The following is a 764-nucleotide window of genomic DNA, read 5'->3' as shown; positions in this document are numbered from 1 at the left end:
CTCGCGGCCAACCGCCCCGTACACCCGCTGGGCAAATGTATCGCCACGCCGTCATTGCTGGGCTACATCATCACCTCGAAGTACGCAGATGGCCTGCCGCTATACCGTCTGGAGCAGATGTTCAAGCGCCTGGGGCAGGAGGTGAGCCGCACCAGCATGGCCCACTGGATTATCCGGCTGGACGAGGTGTTCCAGCCATTGATGAACCTGCTGCGTGAGGAGCAGAACCACGCGACGTACCTGCAAGCCGACGAGACGCGGATCCAGGTGCTCAAAGAAAAGGGCAAAACCGCGCAATCGGACAAATGGATGTGGGTGACCCGCGGCGGTCCGCCGGGCCGCCCCTCTGTGCTATTTGAATACGATCCGTCGCGCGCCGGAAGCGTTCCTGTGCGTCTGCTGGACGGCTTTAGCGGCATACTGCAAGCCGATGGTTATTCCGGCTATAGCCAGGTGTGCAAAGAGAGCGGCCTGACACGGATTGGCTGCTGGGATCATGCGCGGCGCAAATTCATCGAAGCGACCCAAGCCGCGCCGTCCGTTGCGAAGGGTAAGAGCAAGCCCGGTGCCAGCAAGGCCGATGTAGCCCTGGGGTACATAGGTAAGCTCTATGCCATCGAGCGGGAGCAGAAGGAGCGCAGTGATGCCGAGCGTTATCAGGCACGGCAGACACGTAGCATGCCGCTGTTGGCGGAGCTCAAAACCTGGCTGGAGAATAACGTCGGCAAGGTGATGAAAGGCTCGCTGACAAGAAAGGCGATGGA

General features: G+C 60.6%; 1 protein-coding gene. It reads left to right on the top strand.

Annotated elements, in window-relative coordinates:
* The coding region (gene tnpC / locus ACYVG7_RS01595) for an IS66 family transposase (protein WP_460881502.1) at window positions 1–764 on the top strand (764 nt) is incomplete at both ends.

This window comes from Pseudaeromonas pectinilytica, from assembly GCF_054780855.1.
Note: the sequence above shows the minus strand (reverse complement) of the source record. Positions and strands in the feature narration are given on the sequence as shown.